The sequence below is a fragment of the Niveispirillum irakense DSM 11586 genome, from assembly GCF_000429645.1.
Classification (GTDB): domain Bacteria; phylum Pseudomonadota; class Alphaproteobacteria; order Azospirillales; family Azospirillaceae; genus Niveispirillum; species Niveispirillum irakense.
The window spans coordinates 70,467-87,823 of sequence record NZ_AUCG01000023.1 but is presented as its reverse complement, the minus strand read 5'-3'; the positions used below and the strand labels follow the sequence as shown (position 1 = coordinate 87,823).

At 62.9% G+C, this 17,357-nt stretch carries 18 protein-coding genes; 13 read left to right on the top strand and 5 right to left on the bottom strand.

Annotation, left to right across the window (positions count from 1 at the left end; genetic code table 11):
• Positions 1–133: 133 nt before the first annotated feature.
• From G473_RS0112720 to G473_RS0112700, 5 genes are all read left to right on the top strand, one after another.
• Positions 134–616, top strand: coding sequence for a c-type cytochrome (locus G473_RS0112720; RefSeq protein WP_029013409.1), 483 nt, complete (start codon positions 134–136; stop codon positions 614–616).
• A gap of 12 nt (positions 617–628) precedes the next feature.
• Entirely contained in the window at positions 629–1,987 is a 1,359-nt protein-coding gene (locus tag G473_RS0112715; protein WP_035707092.1) for a cbb3-type cytochrome c oxidase subunit I, read from the top strand.
• Positions 1,988–2,050: 63 nt separating this feature from the next.
• Positions 2,051–2,857, top strand: a complete 807-nt coding sequence (locus G473_RS0112710) for a CbbQ/NirQ/NorQ/GpvN family protein (protein ID WP_029013407.1) — start codon at positions 2,051–2,053, stop codon at positions 2,855–2,857.
• A 6-nt stretch (positions 2,858–2,863) separates the two neighbouring features.
• Positions 2,864–4,771 carry a nitric oxide reductase activation protein NorD gene (locus G473_RS0112705; protein WP_029013406.1) on the top strand — a complete coding sequence of 636 codons (1,908 nt, stop codon included), beginning with the start codon at positions 2,864–2,866 and terminating at the stop codon, positions 4,769–4,771.
• Between the two features lie 119 nt (positions 4,772–4,890).
• A complete protein-coding gene (locus G473_RS0112700) occupies positions 4,891–5,118 on the top strand; it encodes a DUF1858 domain-containing protein (protein ID WP_029013405.1) in 228 nt (75 codons plus the stop codon).
• Between the two features lie 11 nt (positions 5,119–5,129).
• On the opposite strand, the gene G473_RS0112695 is transcribed toward G473_RS0112700, so the two are convergent.
• Positions 5,130–5,834, bottom strand: coding sequence for a Crp/Fnr family transcriptional regulator (locus G473_RS0112695; RefSeq protein ID WP_035707090.1), 705 nt, complete (start codon positions 5,832–5,834; stop codon positions 5,130–5,132).
• Between the two features lie 172 nt (positions 5,835–6,006).
• On the opposite strand from G473_RS0112695, the gene nirK reads away from it, so the two are divergent.
• From nirK to G473_RS0112660, 7 genes are all read left to right on the top strand, one after another.
• Positions 6,007–7,134 carry a copper-containing nitrite reductase gene (gene nirK, locus G473_RS0112690; protein ID WP_029013403.1) on the top strand — a complete coding sequence of 376 codons (1,128 nt, stop codon included), beginning with the start codon at positions 6,007–6,009 and terminating at the stop codon, positions 7,132–7,134.
• A gap of 71 nt (positions 7,135–7,205) precedes the next feature.
• Entirely contained in the window at positions 7,206–8,027 is an 822-nt protein-coding gene (locus G473_RS0112685) for an SUMF1/EgtB/PvdO family nonheme iron enzyme (protein WP_029013402.1), read from the top strand.
• 137 nt (positions 8,028–8,164) lie between these two features.
• Positions 8,165–8,599, top strand: coding sequence for a pseudoazurin (locus tag G473_RS0112680; protein ID WP_245580058.1), 435 nt, complete (start codon positions 8,165–8,167; stop codon positions 8,597–8,599).
• A gap of 53 nt (positions 8,600–8,652) precedes the next feature.
• Positions 8,653–9,030 (top strand): hypothetical protein, encoded by a 378-nt coding sequence (locus G473_RS30655; protein ID WP_029013400.1) that lies wholly within the window; start codon positions 8,653–8,655, stop codon positions 9,028–9,030.
• A 37-nt stretch (positions 9,031–9,067) separates the two neighbouring features.
• Positions 9,068–9,664, top strand: a complete 597-nt coding sequence (locus tag G473_RS0112670) for a cytochrome c oxidase subunit 3 (protein ID WP_051330233.1) — start codon at positions 9,068–9,070, stop codon at positions 9,662–9,664.
• Between the two features lie 4 nt (positions 9,665–9,668).
• Positions 9,669–9,920: a cytochrome C oxidase subunit IV family protein gene (locus G473_RS0112665; protein WP_029013398.1), complete on the top strand. Its 252-nt coding sequence runs from the start codon at positions 9,669–9,671 to the stop codon at positions 9,918–9,920.
• A gap of 127 nt (positions 9,921–10,047) precedes the next feature.
• Positions 10,048–11,253 carry an NnrS family protein gene (locus tag G473_RS0112660; protein WP_029013397.1) on the top strand — a complete coding sequence of 402 codons (1,206 nt, stop codon included), beginning with the start codon at positions 10,048–10,050 and terminating at the stop codon, positions 11,251–11,253.
• Positions 11,254–11,400: 147 nt separating this feature from the next.
• Here the strand turns inward: G473_RS0112660 and G473_RS26730 are convergent, their stop codons facing one another.
• The gene (locus tag G473_RS26730) at positions 11,401–11,883 is read right to left on the bottom strand and encodes a hemerythrin domain-containing protein (protein WP_051330232.1); all 483 of its coding nucleotides are present in this window, start codon (positions 11,881–11,883) and stop codon (positions 11,401–11,403) included.
• Between the two features lie 18 nt (positions 11,884–11,901).
• Entirely contained in the window at positions 11,902–12,153 is a 252-nt protein-coding gene (locus tag G473_RS0112650; RefSeq protein ID WP_154667394.1) for a hypothetical protein, read from the bottom strand.
• Between the two features lie 375 nt (positions 12,154–12,528).
• Between G473_RS0112650 and G473_RS29940 the strand changes: the two genes are divergently transcribed.
• Positions 12,529–13,242, top strand: coding sequence for a Crp/Fnr family transcriptional regulator (locus G473_RS29940; protein ID WP_084438065.1), 714 nt, complete (start codon positions 12,529–12,531; stop codon positions 13,240–13,242).
• Here the strand turns inward: G473_RS29940 and cysG are convergent.
• Complete coding sequence (cysG, locus tag G473_RS26725) at positions 13,129–14,715, bottom strand: siroheme synthase CysG (RefSeq protein ID WP_051330231.1); 1,587 nt, start codon at positions 14,713–14,715, stop codon at positions 13,129–13,131. The two genes, G473_RS29940 and cysG, sit on opposite strands and share 114 nt — an antisense overlap.
• The gene (locus tag G473_RS0112635) at positions 14,690–17,338 is read right to left on the bottom strand and encodes a nitrate reductase (protein WP_029013395.1); all 2,649 of its coding nucleotides are present in this window, start codon (positions 17,336–17,338) and stop codon (positions 14,690–14,692) included. The genes cysG and G473_RS0112635 overlap by 26 nt, the downstream gene beginning before the upstream one ends.
• Positions 17,339–17,357 lie beyond the last annotated feature (19 nt).

The following is a 17,357-nucleotide window of genomic DNA, read 5'->3' as shown; positions in this document are numbered from 1 at the left end:
AGGCATCCGGTAAACAGACGGGGCAAACGCGCGGATGTTTGCGCCGTGGCAAAGTCCCCCGCTTGTAAACGCCGTAGCTGTGACCTCGACCGCGACACCTGCCTTCAATGGACCTGCAACGGGAGAGCACAGCATGTCGTCAACCCATGAACCGCATCGGCCACCGGTCGAGCGATTCAGTAAATCAGCCGCCCGTAACATATTTTACGGCGGCTCCGTCTTTTTCTTCGTCATTTTTGTCGGCCTCACGGCGCAGAGCCATTGGCACATCCTCACCAAATCCACCGACGAGGCGACGCTGAGTGAAAGCGTGCTGCGCGGCAAGCATGTCTGGGAAAAGAATGCCTGCGTCAATTGCCATTCGATCTTGGGTGAAGGGGCCTATTTCGCGCCGGAACTGGGCAATGTCTGGGTCCGCTTCGGTGGGCGCACCGATCCGCAATCCGCCCGCGAAGGGCTGATCGCCTGGATGCAGTCGCAGCCTTCGGGCATCGAGGGCCGTCGCCAGATGCCGCAATTCAATCTCAGTGACCAGGAACTCAACGATCTTGTCGATTTCCTGGAATGGACCAGCCGCATCAACACCCAGGGCTGGCCGCCCAATGATGCGGGCTGAGGAGAAACGACCATGAAATACGCATCACAAAAAGTGGCCTATTGGTATTTCGCCTGCGCCATGATCCTGTTCGGCGTGCAGATCGCAGCGGGAGGGCTGGCCGGCACTGTCTATGTGCTGCCCAACACGCTGTCAGAACTGCTGCCCTTCAACATCATCCGCATGATCCACACCAACGCCCTGATCGTCTGGCTGTTGATGGGCTTTTTCGGCTGCACCTATTATCTGATCCCGGAGGAGGCCGAGCGGGACATTGAAAGTCCAATGCTGGCCTATGTCCAGTTGGGCCTGCTGATGTTCGGGGCGCTGGCCGCCGTCGCCGGCTATACGCAGGGCGTGCATGAGGGGCGGGAATTCCTGGAACAGCCGCTCTGGATCAAGGCGGCCATCGTCGTGGTGGCGCTGATCTTCCTCTATAATGTCTCCATGACCGTGCTGAAGGGCCGACGCACGGCGGTGACCAATGTGCTGCTGCTGGGCCTGTGGGGCATCGCCGTTTTCTGGCTGTTCGCCTTCTATACGCCGGACAATCTGGCCGTCGACAAGGTCTATTGGTGGTACGTGGTCCATCTGTGGGTGGAAGGCGTGTGGGAACTGGTGATGGCCTCAGTTCTCGCCTTCCTGATGATCAAAATGACCGGCGTAGACCGTGAAATCATTGAGAAATGGCTTTATTCCATCGTCGGCCTGGCCCTGTTCTCCGGCCTGCTGGGCACCGGTCACCATTATTACTGGATCGGCGCGCCAGGATATTGGCAGTGGATCGGCTCGATCTTCTCTGCGCTGGAAATCGCCCCCTTCTTCGCCATGGTGATTTTCGCCTTCAGGATGGTGTTCAAGGGTCGTAAGGACCATCCCAACCGTGCCGCCATGCTGTGGTCACTGGGCTGCACCGTCGGCGCCTTCTTCGGCGCCGGGATCTGGGGCTTTCTGCACACGCTGTCTTTCGTCAATTACTATACCCATGGCACGCAGGTGACGGCGGCGCACGGACATCTGGCCTTCTTCGGGGCCTATGTCATGCTCAACCTCGCCATGATCAGCTATGCCATGCCTTATCTGCGCGGCAAGGCCCCCTATCATCAGACGCTGAACGTGGTCGCCTTCTGGATCATGGCCGGCGGCATGACGGTAATGACCTTTGCCCTGACCTTCGCCGGTGCCATCCAGGTGCATCTGCAGCGGGTGATGGGCATGTCCTATATGGAGGTGCAGGACCATATCGCACCTTTCTACTGGGTGCGTCTGGGCTCCGGCGTGCTGGTTGTCGTGGCGGCACTGATGTTCCTGTGGGCCGTGTTCGGTCCTGTCCGCGATGCCCGCAAGGCGGTGCGGCGGCACGCCGGTGCTGCCCCCGTCGCTGCCGAGTGAGCCGGTGCCGGGTGTGGAAATCACACCGCGCCCGGCCCTGTCCACCTTTTCCGGAGACAAGCCATGCCCACAGCCGTCACCCTGCAGGCCGTTGATACGGCGCCCTTCTATGCGCCCGCCGGCCATGAATGCCTGTTGTTCGAACAGGCCTATCGCAACCGTCTGCCGGTGCTGCTGAAAGGCCCGACCGGCTGCGGCAAGACCCGTTTCGTCGCCCATATGGCGGCCCGGCTGGGTCGTCCGCTTTATACTGTTGCCTGCCATGATGACCTGACCGCCGCCGACCTGACTGGCCGTTACCTGCTGAAAGGCGGGGAAACCGTGTGGGCCGACGGCCCCTTGACCCGGGCGATGCGCGAAGGCGCCATCCTTTACCTGGATGAGGTGGTGGAGGCGCGCAAAGACGTGACCGTGGTGCTGCACCCCGTCACCGATGACCGGCGCGTGCTGCCGCTGGAACGGACGGGGGAGCTGCTGAGCGCCCCGCCGGAATTCATGCTGGTGATCTCCTACAACCCTGGTTACCAGAATGTGCTGAAGGCGCTGAAGCCCTCCACCCGGCAGCGCTTCATCGCCCTGGAATTCGGCTATCCCGATCCGGAGACGGAGGCCGCCATCGTTGCCGCCGAAAGCGGCTTGCCCAAGGACCGCTGCCTGCCGCTGGTGCGGGTGGCCAATGCACTGCGTGACCTGAAGGGCCAGGATGTGGAAGAAGGAGCATCGACCCGGCTGCTGGTCTATGCCGCCACCCTGATCCGGTCCGGGATCAAGCCGGCCGCAGCACTGGAGGCCGCCTTGCTGCAACCGCTCAGCGATGATCCGGATGTGCAGGCCGCCCTGGCCCGGGTGGCCGAACTGGCCTGGGGGTAAGCGCCCATGTCCCTTTTCGAACCGGAAGAATTTATCGGCACCCGCTGGCATCGGCTGGTGGGCGGCCTGACCACCCTGCCGCACCATCCGCAGGCCGCCATCCGGCTGGCGGATATCCGGGGGCGGCTGGGCGTGCTGTTCCGCGCCCTGGGCGGGGATGGCGCCATCCGCCTGGCCGAAGCGGCTGCCGCCCCTTCCCCCCACCGGCTGGGCTTCATGCAGCGCATCGGGCTGGGGCAGGAGAAGCTGGAACGCGCCGTGCTGGACAATAGCAGCCTGCGCCTGCCCGCGATCATCGATTATTTCCCCAATGCAGCCGATAATGCCGCCCTTTATGAATGGCTGGTGGCCTGGTTTGCCCATGCCCGGCCAGTGGCCAGCGCTGACGATGCGCTGGCCCGCGACATTCTGGCCCTGCGCGCCGCCGTCGCCGGCACGCGCGCCGCGCTGCAGGCATGGCCCGGCCTGCGCCCGCTGTTCCACCGGCTGCGCGCCGCCACGCTGGCGGCCCGGCCGGAACGCCGCCTGCCGGGGGTGGAAGCGCAACTCGAAACCGCGATCCGCGCCATCCTGGGCGGACGCCGCCCGACAGATAATGGCTTTCTGGCCCTGATTGAGGAGCCGGGGGCGGATATCAGCACCCTCTCCGCCCCGCGCGGCTACCGCCCTTTCCTGCCCATCCCGCTGTTCGGGGAGCTGCGGCAGATGCCGGGGGCGGCCCCGCCAGACGAGCGGGAGGAGGAAGCGGGCAGCGCCGTCACCGCCGATCAGCGCCGCCGACAGGCGGAACGGCGGGAAACCGACCAGAGCGACCGGGGCGATCCGCTCTGTTTCCACCGGTTTGAAACCATCTTCTCCCTGGCCGAAATGGTCAATGTGAACCGCCGGGTGGATGAGGATGATGAGGAAGGCGCCCGTCAGGCCGCCGACGATCTGACCGACCTGACCATTGGCAGCAACCGGCAGCGCACTGCCGCCCGGCTGAAACTGGATCTGGACCTCGCCCCCTCGGCTGTGGAAGAGACGGCCCTGACCCAGGGCCTGACCTATCCGGAATGGGACTGGAAGAAACAGGCCCACCGGCCCAACCATTGCCGCATCATCGCCGCCCGCGCGCGGGAGGATGGCGAGGTGTGGCACCCCTCACCAGAAATGCAGCGCCAGATCCGCGCCGTGCGCCGTCAGTTCGAGGCGCTGCGCCCCCGCCGGGTGGTGCTGCAGGGTCAGCCCGATGGCGAGGAGCTGGACCTCTCGGCCCTGGTGCGCGCCGCCGCCGACCGCAAAGCCGGCGGGCCCGGATCGGAGAACCTGTTCATTGCCGGGCGCGCCATCGAACGGGATTTATCCATGGCCGTGCTGATGGATGTCTCGCTGTCCACCGATGCTGCCATTGGCGATCTGCGGGTGATCGATGTGGAAAAGGCGGCCCTGCTGGCGCTGAGCCAGGGGCTGGATGCCTGCGGCGATGAACATGCGATCTTCACCTTCACCTCCCGCCGCCGGCGGGACGTCCGGGTGGATCTGGTGAAGGATTTCACCGACCCCATGGATGCGCGGGTGGTTCGGCGGATTGAGGGACTGAAGCCGGGGCAATATACCCGCATGGGTGCAGCGGTGCGCCATGTCACGGCACAGTTGGCCCAGCGCCCGCAACGGCACCGGCTGCTGCTGCTGCTGACCGACGGCAAGCCCAACGATATCGATTATTACGAAGGCCGCTACGGCATTGAGGATACGCGCGCCGCCATCCGGGAAGCGCGCAAACAAGGACTGAAAGTCTTCGGCGTCACGGTGGATGAAGCGGCGCAGGATTATTTCCCCTATCTTTTTGGCCGCGGCGCCTATGCGATCATCACCCATCCTGAACGACTGCCCGCCGCACTGCCGGCCATTTACCGGCAGTTGGTGGGCTGACAATCACCTGCACTGGCATCGGCGGGACAACGGTGCATCTCCGGCGAAGTTTGCGAAACCACAACGACATGGTCCCCGGTCAAGCCTAGCCTATCCCCATCATCCGGGGAGGTTGCACCATGGCCGCAGCGCTGACCACGCCGATTGGAGCGGAAACGATCCTTGACGATCTGATGGCCACCCACAAGGTGACGATCCCCCTCTTCATCCAGCGCAAGATGATGTGCATCGGCTGCCCCATCGCGCATATCCATGATGTGCGGCAAGCCTGTGTCGAACATGGCGTCCCGCTATCGCCATTCCTGGCCGATCTCAACCGGGTGATTGAAAGGGACGGGCAGAAGTAAGTGCCCGCCGTTTAATCCCCGCTGCGCTCGGCCAGCATATAAAGCCGGTGCGCGTCCACCACCACGACGCGCTTGCGGCTGGAGGTGATCAGCCCTTTGGCCTCCCAGGCCGCCATGACGCGGCTGACCGTATGCAGGGTGGTTCCCGTCATCTCCGCGATGTCCTGCCGGGTAACCGGAAAGTCGATCAGAAGCCCCTCGTCCGTCTTGCGCCCGGCCTGACGGGTCAGGCGCAGCACAGCATGGGCAACCCGGCGCTCCACCTCCTCGGTCGATAATTCCAGTATCCTTGTATGGGCGTCCTGCAGGCGCTGGCCGACCGTCTGCAGGGCATTGGCGGCCAGGGTCGGGCAACGGGCAATGAAGCTCTCCCACTGGCTGGATGACCAGGCCAGCACCAGGCTTTCAACAATAGCAACCGCCGTGGCCGGATAATCAGGACGGCGCATCGCCATGGCAATGCCGAAAATATCGCCGGGATTGACGTGGCGGACCACCACCTGCTGCCCATCCAGCGTCGTCTGGGTCACTTTCAGGCAGCCATTCAACAAACAGAAGAACTCGGTCGCTTCATGCCCCTGGGTAAAGGCGGCAGTCCCTTCGACCAGCCGGCGAACCGACGCCATGGCAAGAACAGCATCAAGGTCCGCATCATTCATTGCCTGAAAGATGCTGAGACCACGAATAAGTGACTGGTCAAAACGTTGGGCCGCCATTCACGCCTCCAGTATTTTCAACATTTTATCAAAATACCCGCGGACACACCTGCGACCGAATGACCGGCTGTAATCCACTTAAGCCCATCATTGCCTTTTCGCAAATATCGTAATGGAGACTTCGCATCTACTTCCATCAACAGCAACGGCAATAACCAAGAAAGGACATGCCATGTTGTCCCTGCGTAAAGCCCTTTGCGGCGCCGCTTCCGTCGCCCTGCTGATGGCAGCCCCGATCCACGCTGATGAAAGCCACAATCCTACCGTCCACGCCAAGGCGCAGGCGGATATGACCATCGGGCTGCCCCGGGTGAAGGCGAAGTTGGTGGCCCCGCCCAATGTGATGGACCATGACCAAATTGCCAAAGGCGGGCCCAAAGTCGTCCAGTTCACGATGAAGATCGAGGAAAAGGAGATCGTCATTGATGGGGCGGGCACGACCTTCCAGGCCATGACCTTCGACGGGTCGATGCCCGGCCCCACCATGGTGGTGCATGAAGGGGATTATGTTGAGTTGACGCTGATCAACCCCGACACCAACTCCATGCCGCATAATATCGACTTCCACGCCGCCACCGGTGCCCTGGGCGGCGCGCAACTGACCCTGATCAATCCCGGCGAACAGGCGACCCTGCGCTTCAAGGCCACCAAAATCGGGGCCTTCGTCTATCACTGCGCCCCACCGGGCATGATCCCCTGGCACGTGGTCAGCGGCATGTCCGGCACAATCATGGTCCTGCCGCGTGATGGGCTGAAGGATGAGAAGGGCAAGCCCATCCATTATGACCGCGCCTACACGATCGGTGAATTCGACCTTTATGTGCCCAAGGACGCCAATGGCAAGTACAAGGATTATGAAAGTGCCGGCGATTCCTATGCCGACACGGTGGAGGTGATGAAAGGCTTGGTCCCCACCCATGTGGTGTTTAACGGTGCCGTCGGCGCGCTGACCGGTGCCAAGGCCATGACGGCCAAGGTGGGGGAAACAGTGCTGTTCATCCACAGCACGGCCAATCGCGACACCCGCCCGCACCTGATCGGCGGCCATGGCGATTATGTCTGGGAACGCGGCAAGTTCGTCAATGCGCCAGAGAAAGGGCTGGAAACATGGTTTGTCGCAGGCGGTAGCGCAGGCGTGGCCACCTATACGTTCCACCAGCCCGGCATCTATGCCTATGTGAACCATAACCTGATCGAAGCGGCGGAACTGGGTGCCACCGCCCATGTCAAGGTGGAGGGGGACTGGAACAACGACCTGATGCAGCAGGTAACGCCGCCGGGCCCCATCACCATCAACTGATCATGCGCAAGCGACCTGGGGGCAGTCCACAGGTCGCCTGTCGCTTCCATCATGCGGTCGGGAGATGTCCCATGTTGGCATCCAGCAGCATCAAAGCGGCCCTGATCGGGCTTTCCGCACTCACCGCCGCCCATGTCCTCACCCCTGCCCCGGACGAAAGCGGCACGGTGCGTATCCGTGCGGCGTCCATCGCCTATCGGGAAGCCGGGGAGTTCCTCCACCATGGCACGCCGGTCAACGGCCCCCTGCGCGACATCACGCTTGACGCCCCCCTGACCATCATGCGGAACCAGGTCACCAGGGGGGAGTATGATCAATGCGTCGCGGCCGGTGCCTGCCCCGTTCTGGACAAGGCCGGGGACGCTGATCGCCCGGTGACGGGGGTCAATTACGACGATGCCGTGGCCTATGCAGACTGGCTGTCCGCAAAGACCGGCGAAAGATGGCGGCTGCCAACCGACCGGGAATGGGCATTGGCCGCCGGCTCCCGTTATAAAGACGATGCCTATACGGAAATCAGCGACCCCGACAACCCGTCAAAGCGCTGGATCGCGACCTACACGGCAGAGTCACGCGGGCAGGAGAAGGTTGATTCCAGGCCGATGCCGACCGGTCATTTCGGGATCAACGAACATGGCCTTGCTGATCTGTCGGGCAATGTCTGGGAATGGACTTCAACCTGCTATATCCGCCACCATGTCAAACCGGACGGGCAGACACAGGTGTCGGAAAATTGCGGCGTCCGTGTTGCCGAAGGGAGCCACCGCGCCCTGATGGTCGGCTTCATCCGCGATCCGAAGGCCGGTGCCTGCTCCGTTGGTATCCCACCGGCAAACCTGGGCATTCGGCTGGTCCGGGATGAAGGCGGCCTGCGGCGTTGGTTGGGGCTGTAAGGCGCCCCGCGACATCCTGTCCCGATAGCCGCCTGCCGTCAGGCTATTCACGTCCTGTTTGCCCTGGCGCAAAGGCGCCCTTCTCCATCCGCGATATCGATGCCCGTGACGAATGTCGATATTCCCTGATGGAGCCCATGATGAACACCAAAAGCCTTCTCCTCGCCGCTGCCCTTGTCATTGGCCTGCCCACAATGGCGACAGCCGCCAATCATGAGGTGAAGATGCTGAACAAGGGTACCGCCGGTGCCATGGTGTTTGAGCCGGAACTGATCCGGATCGCGCCCGGTGACAGCATTACCTTCAAAGCCACCGATCCCGGCCATAATGCCGAGACGATCCAGGGCATGTTGCCCGCAGGTGCAGAGGCCTTTACCGGCAAAATGGGCCAGGACGTTACCGTCACCTTCACCGCCGAAGGGGTCTATGGTGTGAAATGCAAACCCCATTTTGCCATGGGCATGGTGGGGGCGGTCATCGTTGGCAAACCCTCCAATCTGGAAGCCGTCAAGGCGGTGAAGAACCCAGGGCGCGCAGGCAAGAAGTTCGAGACCTTGCTGGGCGGGCTTTGAAACAACCAGGGCCGCACGCCACCGGCATTGGGGAAACCGAGGGGAAACCCGCCATGATCCTGTATGGGCTTCCCCTCTGCCTGCTCTATCTTGGCACCGGCCTGCTGCGCACCTTATGGCTTGATGCACGGGTCGGTGCCCCGATTGGGGCCCTGGTTGAACTGGCTGGCTTTCTTGCGGCGGGCGTGGTGGGGTTGGGGCTGACCCAACGCTGGCGGATGGTTGCGTCCCGTATCGGGGATCAGCCGCTTCAGGCCGGTCTGGTGGCGCTGCTGCTGTTCTTCAGCCTTGATGCCAGCATCGCCGCCGGCCTGTGCGGCGTTCCCCTCACCGCGCATTTTTCCCGTTTCACAACAATGGCTGGTGCCATTCAACTGCTGGGCCTGGCCGCTTACGCGGTGCTGCCGCGCCTATGGTACGGGCCGGCCTGACCCATCCGTTCCCGCGCGGCAGTGCCGGAGATCCCTCATGTCTTCACCCCTTTCCGCACCGGCCCCCTTTCCAGCAAACGGGGGGCAGAATGCTGCTGAAATCACCCTTGCCGATCAGGGGGATATCCCCGGCAATGTCATGATGTGGATCTTCATCATCGGCGATCTGCTGGTTTTTTCAGGCTTGCTGATCGGCTTTGGCGTGATGAAGCTGCTGAACAGGGAAGCTTTTGTTGAAGGCCAGTCGATGCTGGCGGTCGCGCCCGCCATCCTGGAAACGTTTGCCCTGATCATCAGCGGCTGGCTTGCCGCCACCGCCGTGGAGCGCCAGCAGGAAGGCCGCCGCTCCGCGCCGGCACTGATCGGCGCCATGGCTTGCGGCCTTCTGTTCCTGGTCTTTAAAATCCAGGAATATACCATCAGCATTGAAAGGTTCGATTATGAGGCCGCATTCGCCCAAATCTACTACCTGATCACAGGTTTCCACGCACTGCATGTGGCTTTGGGGTTGGCGCTGTTCGGCTTGTCCTTCCTGAAATCGCAAAAGCACTCTCTGGCGGACTATGCCCGGTATTGGCATTTCACCGATCTGATCTGGCTGATGATCTTCCCCACCCTCTATATCATCCGGTGACCTGATGCGTGCCATCCATATCGCCGCCATCACATTGCTCGGCCTGACCGGCCTGTCCATGATCGCCAGTGCCCTTCCCGCCAGTGCCGCCGCCCTGGTTTTCGGCCTCACCTTCGCCAAGGTGATGATCGTCCTGCTGGTTTTCGCCGAGATGCGTCACGCAGGACGTCCCTGGCAAATCGCTTTCGGTTCCTTTTTTACGGCACTCATCGGTTGCCTGTTCCTGCTGCACAGGCTGACAGGGATCGGCGGATAAGCCTTTACGGCAGGGCTGCAAAATCACCCACCAACCAAAACCTCAATGCCGGTTGTTTGTGCCGGCACAACGCCAGCGCCTTTTGACGGCGGTAAAAAGGGTGGACGCAGTAAAAGGTATCGCCGCCATGACCCAGCCCTTTGAAGAGACATTTCGTCCCCGTCCCGCGCGCCTCGCTTTGTTCGCCTACGGGTTCCGCCCGTTCTTTCTGGCCGCGGGGCTGCATGCCATTATCCTGCTTACGCTCTGGCTACATGTTCTGCACAGCGGCCATTGGCCCGACAGTCTGGGCCTGCCTGCCAACTGGCATGGCCATGAGATGCTGTTCGGCTTTGCCGGGGCCGCCATTGCCGGCTTCCTGTTGACGGCGGTGCCAAACTGGACCGGGGAACGGGGATTTGCCGGCGGCAAACTGGTAGCACTCACGCTTCTGTGGCTGGCCGGGCGGCTGGCCCTTAACCCGATCGCGCCACTGGCACCATTGCCGGGGGCGCTTATCGACCTTGCCTTCTTCCCGGCCCTCGGGGCCATGGTGCTGCCCTCCATCATCCGCGCACGGAACCGGCGTAACTATGTGATGCTGCTGTTGCTGCTGATGCTAACGACCGCCAGCGCCCTCTATCATCTGGATCGTCTGGGCTGGATGCCAGGGATCTGGGCGACGGGACGGGTCTTGGCCATCGACATGGTCCTGATCATGGTGGCGTTGATCGGCGGACGGATCGTTCCCTCCTTTACCAGCAGTGCGTTGAAGCGGCTGGGCAGACCCGCCGCCATACCCGCCTTTGGCGGGGTGGATCGGCTGGCCCTGGGCACTTTGCTGGGACTGACGCTGGCCGATATCCTGCAGCCGGAAGGCTGGGTGCCGGGGGCACTTGCCCTTATCGCCGGCTTGGCGAATGGGCTGCGACTGGCGCGGTGGCGGGGATGGAAAGGGGCGGATCAACCCATTCTGTTCATCCTTCATGTGGCTTATGGCTGGATCCCCGTCGGCCTGTTTCTGAAAGCTGCATGGCTTCTGACAGGATTGACTGTCGGTCAAAGCTGGATACATGCGTTGACCGCCGGCGCCTTCGCCACCATGATCCTGGCTGTGATGAGCCGTGCAGCATTGGGCCATACCGGGCGGGAGATTGTCGCCGCCAAGGCAACGGTCGCGGCGTACCTGCTGCTGACCCTGGGCGTACTGGTCCGGGTGCTGGCCCCGTTGCTGCCGGATATGATGATTGCCTACCGGATTGCCGGGACCGCCTGGATGGGCGCCTTCATCCTGTTTCTCATCATCTATGCACCCATTCTGGTTTCCCGCCGCGCCGATGGCCGACCAGGGTGAGCAGGGCGATCTTCCCGGGGGCACGGGCATCGCCGCCGTGCCCCTCTTTTTTCCAGGCTCAGCCCTTACAGTTCGCCCGCACCCATCACACAATAAGGGGACACGCGGAGGGATGGTGCCGCTCCGCGTGTCCCCAGGCTCAACAACTCAGATCGGCATATTGAAGCGCGGAAACAGGACGTCGTTCTCCCACTGCACATGCTCTTCCGCCTCCTGCACAAAATGGTGCAGGCTGCTATAGAGTGCCCGCCATGTGGCACAGGCGCGGGCCGGGGGTGTGAAGTTGTGCGTCAGCGCCGCCATCTGGCGCAACTGAGCGCCGAACAGATCATGTTCTTCCGCCATGCAGGCGATGGGCCCGGCCAGGAACAGGGAGCCACCGGACAGCATGGCCGGGAACAATATTTGCTCCTCCTTCTGCATATGCTCCTCCAGCTCTGCTGCCACTTGGGTCAACAGGGCGTGAAGGCCCTTGGGACAGTCCGGGTGCTGGCCATGGACGCTCTCCACCTTCTGTGACAGGTAGAGCAATTCTTCCCATTGCCGCCGGTGACCTTCATGGAAACGGCTCTGGATCAGACCGACCAGAGCCGAAGTGGATAGGAATACGGATTCCGCCAGGGATGTCATGTTGTTCCTCTGGCTCCTTCAGCCACCGCACCGGCCGCCGCAGCAGCCACCGTCGCGTTCGGGCAGGTCGGTAAAACTGATGCGCGTAGTGCCCGGTGTCGGGAACAGGCCCTGCAGCCGTTGCAGCAGCCGCTCGGAGGGCAGCGCCTCGGGGCAATCCTCAATGGCACAGATAACCGAGCCATCGGCCTGTGCGCCAAGCATGGCATTGTGCTGCAACAGCAGAAGATGGGCCGCATCACGACGGAACTGGATGAATTGCGTCTTCATCTGGAAAAGCCTCATTATGGGGATGCGGCTTATCCAAACAGGCTTGATCGTCACCGTCCTTGCGCTTTGGCAAACTCCGCGGCTGTATCCCGCCTTACATCGTCACATAGCCCGCCCGCCCAGTGAGAGTAAAACCGCCAATAATATTTTTTGATAAATAGCAAATGGATACAGAGATTTTATCAATTTTCAGAAAATAGTCCCCTGTATTCGGGTGAAATATTTGATGTGGATCAAATTTATTTGAAACAGCCCCCATATCATTCACCCAATAAACATGAATGAGATATCAAAGATGCACTGCACCGCCCCATGATCGGATAAGCAAACCGGGATCGCCGAAAAGGGCACCCGCTTGTGGAGAACAAGGAAGCAATGGACAAGCTGAAACCCGACCCCTCCCTGCTGAAACCGATGCGCATGTTCGCCGGGCTGGATGCGGCCGCATTACAGGCTGTGATGGAGCATGGTCAGGCACGCCACGTCCCAAAAGGGGGGACGGTATTCAAGCAGGGCGACCAGGCAACCACCTGCCATGCCTTGATTGATGGCCGCATCAAGATCCAGCACACGACATTGGATGGTCAGCAGATGCTGGTTCAGTTCGTTGGACCGGGAGAGATGTATGGGACGCTGGCCATGTTTCTGGCCGGTTATCCTGGGGATGCGGTCGCCGTCACCGATAGCGTGGAATTGCTCTGGTCAGTTGATACGATGAAAAATCTGATGCTGACTTATCCGCAGATCGCCATGAACACCATGGCAATGTTGGGTGACCGGCTGGAAGACCTGCAGACGCGCGTGCGGCAGCTTTCCACCCAGCGGGTCGAACGGAGAGTGGCCTATGCCTTGTTGCGTCTGGCCCAACAGGCGGGCCGCGCAGTGTCCGACGGGGTGGAGATCAGTTTTCCTCTCTCCCGCCAGGATCTGGCGGAGATGACAGGCACGACCTTGCATACGGTCAGCCGCATCCTTTCAGCATGGGAAAGTGATGGTTTGACCGCGGGCGGGCGCCAGCAAATCGTCGTCGTGAAGCCCGACGCCCTTCTGGCCATTGCTGAGGATTTGCCGCGCCCCAAGCCCTGTTGACAAAGGCTGTTCCCAAAAGCTCTGGCAAAACGCCCTATCCGGTGGATCCACCAGCATAGGCTGCCCCGTTGACCAGCCCGGCGCCAGCGCCACTGCCTTGCCGACCAGGATCAAGGAGGGTGCCTTATTATCGTCCGTTGCGGTGAGGGCGGGCAACCCGGCCAGCGCCCCATACCAGACCTTCATGGCCGGGCGGGTCGCGTCAGCGACCAGGGCCGCGGGGGTGTCGGGCGGCAATCCCGCCGCCATCAGATCAGCGACGATCATAGGCAACCGGTCCCGGCCCATGTAAAGCGTCAGGGTCGTGTTGGCATCGGCAAGGCTGTGCCAGTCGATCAGGTCGGTTTCCTCATCCGTCCGGCAATGGGCGGTGACGATGCGCAGCGACCGGGCGACACCGCGATGGGTAAGGGGGATGCCCAACTGGGCCGCGGCCCCCATGGCTGCGGTGATGCCGGGAATGATCTCCACGCTCACGCCCTGCTCACGCAGGAACGCGGCTTCTTCTCCCGCCCGACCGAAGATGAAAGGGTCCCCCCCTTTCAGCCGCACGACGCGCAGGCCCCGCTTAGCCTCGCTCGCCATCAGCCGGTTGGTGAATTCCTGCGGCACGGAGCGGCAACCGGCGCGCTTGCCGACGGAGATCAGCCGCGTTTCCCGGCGGGCCAGTGCCAGGATGGCATCGGGCACCAGCGCATCATGCAGGATCACATCGGCGGTGGCGATGGCCTGCACGGCCTTTACGGTCAGCAGGCCGGGATCGCCGGGACCGGCACCGACCAGGGTGACCGATCCGGCGGGGGGCTCATTTTCCGGCTTTGTCAGGGCCGCTTCAATGGCCTCGATGGCGGCAGCTTCCGGCAAGCCCATAAGCCGGTCATCGGTAAAAAGCGCGTCCCAAAAACGCTGCCGGTCCCGGAACCCGTCCAGGGCAGAACGGACCCGCTTACGGCAGTGGGCGGCGGCACGGGCGATCCCGGCGTAAGAGGCGGGAATGGCCAGTTCCAGCCGCTGCCGGATATTCCGCGCCAATGCCGGCGCGCCGCCCCCGGTGGAAATAGCGACGATGATCGGTGACCGGTCCAGAATGGCCGGCACGGTGAAATCGCACTGGTCCGGCACGTCGATGACATTCACCGGCACATTGCGGGAAAAGGCGGCAGCGCGGAGGCGATCCGTCAGTTCAGCATCACCAGCCCCGTCGAAGGCAAGCGTGGCACCATCCAGCAGGCCGGGCCGAAACCGCTGTTCAATCCGGGAAATGGCACCCTGCTCCACCAGTTCCGCCATTTCAGGCGATAAATTCTCAGCGACAAGAAAGATATCGGCGCCAGCACGGATCAGCAGCCGCGCCTTGCTGGCGGCGGCCTCCCCACCGCCGACCAGCAGCACGACCCGTCCGCGCAGGTCCAGGAAGATGGGGAAATAGGGCATGGGGTCGGCCCGGTCAGGCAGCGGCGACAGGTGCGACATGGCGCAAAATCTCCTTGATCTCGGGCAGGCAGGAACCGCAGCCGGTGCCGGCCCCGGTCAGACGGCTGACCTCGGCGGTCGTGCAGGCGTTCCCGCTGCGGATGGCGGCGTCGATGGCATTGCGGCCAACATTGTTGCAGGCGCAGATCAGCGCACCTTTCGTGGCACAGGCATCGGCCTCCGGCGGCCGCCCGGCCAGCAGCCGGGCGCGATCCGTCGGTGACAGGCTGGGCTGGGTGAACAGGCCGGTCAGCCAGTCGGTGGCCAGGCTGGGCAGATCGGGGGCGGCGAACAGGCAGGCCACGAGCCGGCCCTTTTCCAGCCAGGCATGGCGGGTGAGCGCGCGGGCAGGATCGGTGAATTCCAGATGTTCACAATCTTCCAGCCCTGCCAGGGCAGGCGGGGCATCTCCCGCCAGCCGGTAATGCTGGCAGGGGCCGGCATCCCGGCGGACCCAATAGGAGACGTTGGACAGGTCCAGCGGGCGGCTGGTCATCAGCAGGGCCTGCCATTGGGTGACCAGCCGTTCCACCCGTACCGGCACATGCTTGCTTTCCGGCTGGCCGGAAATGGGATCGACATGGCCGGCGAACAGCCGTCCGATCCCGCCATGGCTGGCGTAAAGGTCGTTCCAATGCATGGGCAGGAATATCTGCCCCTGGGCTTGTGCCTCCGTCACCGCCACCCGCATCAGCACGGCGCCCTGCAGGCTGGTGACACGGGCGATGTCGCCCTCCATCAGGTCAGCGGCCAGCGCATCCTGCGGATTGATCTCCAGCAGCGGTTCAGGCCGGTGGGCCGACAGGCGGGGGGCCAGCCCGGTGCGGGTCATGGTGTGCCACTGGTCGCGGTAACGCCCGGTATTGGCAATCAGCGGAAAGCGCAGGGAGGCGCGTTCCACCGGGGCCTGCTGGCGCACAGCGATCATGCGGGCCTTGCCATTGGTGTGGCTGAACCGCCCGTCGCCATAAAGCCGGTCGGTCCCCCGCTTGGCCCCCGCCGGCAGCGGCCATTGGAAGGGGGCCATCTGCTGGTAATCGCCGTCCCGTACCCGCGCCATGGCGCCGATATCAAAGGCGCGCAAGCCATCATTCTCAAAATCCGACAGGGCGGCATGTTCGCGGAAAATCTCCACCGCCGTGCGATAGGGGAAGGCCGTCCCAAAGCCCATGGCCCTGGCCACCTGGGTCATGATCCACCAATCGGGTTTTGCCTCCCCCGGTCCGACGCGGAAGGGGCGCTGGCGGGAAATACGGCGTTCAGAATTGGTAACGGTGCCGTCCTTCTCCCCCCAGCCCAGCGCCGGCAGGCGGATATGGGCATGGTGCAGGCTGTCTGTATCATCAACGATATCGGAGACGATTACCGTGGGGCACAAGGCCAGCGCCTCGCGTACCAGATCGGATTCCGGCAGGCTGACGGCGGGGTTGGTCGCCATGATCCACAGCGCCTTGATCCGCCCGTCGCGGATGGCGCGAAACATGTCCACCGCCTTCAAGCCCTGGCCGCCCTTCAAAGCCGGTGCCTTCCAGAACCGGCGCAGCCGTTCCACATCCAGCGGATAATCGGGGTTCATATGGGCCGCCAACTGGTTGGCCAGCCCCCCCACCTCCCGCCCGCCCATGGCGTTGGGCTGGCCGGTGACGGAAAAGGGGCTGGAACCCGGCTTGCCCACCCGACCCGTGGCCAGATGCACATTCAGGATGGCATTCACCTTGTCCGTCCCGCGCGACGACTGGTTCACGCCTTGGCTGAACACGGTGACGGTGCGCGGCGTAGTGGTGAACCAGTCGTAGAAGGTGGCAAGGTCGGCGGGGTCCAGGTTGCAGCTTTCCGCCACATCGGCGGCATCCGCGTATGCTGCGTCCAGCGCTGCTTCCAGCCCCTGGACATGGCGCAGGGCATAGTCGCGGTCGATGGCACCGGCCTGTTCCAGATGGGCCAGCAGGCCGTTGAACAAAGCGACATCGCTGCCGGGTTTGAGCGCCAGATGCAGGTCGGCCAGGTCAGAACTGGCGGTGCCGCGCGGGTCGATCAACACCACGCGGGTGCCGCGCTGTTGACGCGCCGCGCGCAGCCGCTGGGCCAGCACCGGATGGCACCAGGCAAGGTTGGAGCCAACCAAGATCACCAGATCGGCCAGTTCCAGATCCTCATAACAGCCGGGCACCACATCGGCCCCGAAGGCGCGTTTATGCCCGGCGACGGTGGAGGCCATGCAGAGCCGGGAGTTGGTGTCGATATGCGGGCTGCCGATGAAGCCTTTGATCAGCTTGTTGGCGACATAATAATCCTCCGTCAGCAACTGGCCGGAGACGTAGAAGGCAACGGCATCGGGGCCATGGTCGGCCAGGGTGGCGGACAACCGGTCGGCCACGGTGCGGATGGCCCTGTCCCAGGGGACGGGGTTTCCATCGACCATCGGCTGGGTGAGGCGCACATCGCCTTTGGCCTCCGCCGCAACAGTATCGATCAGGGCCGCCCCCTTGGAGCAGAGACGTCCCTGGTTGGCGGGATGGTCGGGATCACCACCCACAGCCCAGCCATCGCGCGTGGCACTGACGATCACGCCACAGCCAACGCCGCAATAAGGACAGGTGGTGCGGATTTCGGGGGTGGGCATGGGTGCTCCGGGTTTGGGG

Bases quoted from the DNA above. Each gene is read 5' to 3' on its own strand.
- G473_RS0112695 (WP_035707090.1), bottom strand. From the start codon at position 5,834: ATGGCGGCCCAACGTTTTGACCAGTCACTTATTCGTGGTCTCAGCATC.
- nirK (WP_029013403.1), top strand. From the start codon at position 6,007: ATGTTGTCCCTGCGTAAAGCCCTTTGCGGCGCCGCTTCCGTCGCCCTG.
- G473_RS0112685 (WP_029013402.1), top strand. From the start codon at position 7,206: ATGTTGGCATCCAGCAGCATCAAAGCGGCCCTGATCGGGCTTTCCGCA.
- G473_RS0112635 (WP_029013395.1), bottom strand. From the start codon at position 17,338: ATGCCCACCCCCGAAATCCGCACCACCTGTCCTTATTGCGGCGTTGGC.
- G473_RS0112650 (WP_154667394.1), bottom strand. From the start codon at position 12,153: ATGAAGACGCAATTCATCCAGTTCCGTCGTGATGCGGCCCATCTTCTG.
- G473_RS0112705 (WP_029013406.1), top strand. From the start codon at position 2,864: ATGTCCCTTTTCGAACCGGAAGAATTTATCGGCACCCGCTGGCATCGG.
- G473_RS0112680 (WP_245580058.1), top strand. From the start codon at position 8,165: ATGATGAACACCAAAAGCCTTCTCCTCGCCGCTGCCCTTGTCATTGGC.
- G473_RS0112665 (WP_029013398.1), top strand. From the start codon at position 9,669: ATGCGTGCCATCCATATCGCCGCCATCACATTGCTCGGCCTGACCGGC.
- G473_RS0112670 (WP_051330233.1), top strand. From the start codon at position 9,068: ATGTCTTCACCCCTTTCCGCACCGGCCCCCTTTCCAGCAAACGGGGGG.
- G473_RS0112660 (WP_029013397.1), top strand. From the start codon at position 10,048: ATGACCCAGCCCTTTGAAGAGACATTTCGTCCCCGTCCCGCGCGCCTC.
- G473_RS0112720 (WP_029013409.1), top strand. From the start codon at position 134: ATGTCGTCAACCCATGAACCGCATCGGCCACCGGTCGAGCGATTCAGT.
- G473_RS0112700 (WP_029013405.1), top strand. From the start codon at position 4,891: ATGGCCGCAGCGCTGACCACGCCGATTGGAGCGGAAACGATCCTTGAC.
- cysG (WP_051330231.1), bottom strand. From the start codon at position 14,715: ATGTCGCACCTGTCGCCGCTGCCTGACCGGGCCGACCCCATGCCCTAT.
- G473_RS0112715 (WP_035707092.1), top strand. From the start codon at position 629: ATGAAATACGCATCACAAAAAGTGGCCTATTGGTATTTCGCCTGCGCC.
- G473_RS26730 (WP_051330232.1), bottom strand. From the start codon at position 11,883: ATGACATCCCTGGCGGAATCCGTATTCCTATCCACTTCGGCTCTGGTC.
- G473_RS0112710 (WP_029013407.1), top strand. From the start codon at position 2,051: ATGCCCACAGCCGTCACCCTGCAGGCCGTTGATACGGCGCCCTTCTAT.
- G473_RS29940 (WP_084438065.1), top strand. From the start codon at position 12,529: ATGGACAAGCTGAAACCCGACCCCTCCCTGCTGAAACCGATGCGCATG.
- G473_RS30655 (WP_029013400.1), top strand. From the start codon at position 8,653: ATGATCCTGTATGGGCTTCCCCTCTGCCTGCTCTATCTTGGCACCGGC.